The sequence below is a fragment of the Paraburkholderia sp. RL18-085-BIA-A genome (genome assembly GCF_046027075.1).
Classification (GTDB): domain Bacteria; phylum Pseudomonadota; class Gammaproteobacteria; order Burkholderiales; family Burkholderiaceae; genus Paraburkholderia.
This window is the reverse complement of the sequence record NZ_JARESU010000649.1, coordinates 1-381: the sequence shown is the minus strand read 5'-3', so window position 1 is coordinate 381 and position 381 is coordinate 1. Positions and strand designations below refer to the sequence as shown.

The window sequence follows — 381 nt, the reverse complement described above, 5'->3', positions numbered from 1 at the left end:
GTGCGTCCCCTCAGGCAGCAGAGCGTCAGCGATCATCTCGCGCACGGCCCGGTGCGAGGCGGCATAGCCATCGAGCGTGATCGTCTCCGGTGGCTGGCCCTGATGTTTGATGGCCTTCCTGAAAAAGGCTTGGGCCGCGCTCACATCGCACTTTGCCCTGAGCATGAAGTCCTCTGTCTGGCCGACCCGATCTATCGCCCGGTAGAGATAGACCCACTTGCCACGAATCTTCAGATAGGTCTCGTCAACACGCCATGATCGGCCAGTGCGTATGCCAAACCGGTTCCAGCGCTTGACGAACTCCGGCGTAAAGCGCTTTACCCAACCCATGATCGTGGTGTGTGCCAGCGACAAACCCCTTTCGGCCACGCCCCGCAGGAA

General features: G+C 60.6%; 1 protein-coding gene. It reads right to left on the bottom strand.

The annotated features are described in order from the left end of the window. On the bottom strand, nt 1-381 hold a 381-nt coding region (locus P0D89_RS54240; protein WP_408379881.1), incomplete at both ends, for an IS6 family transposase.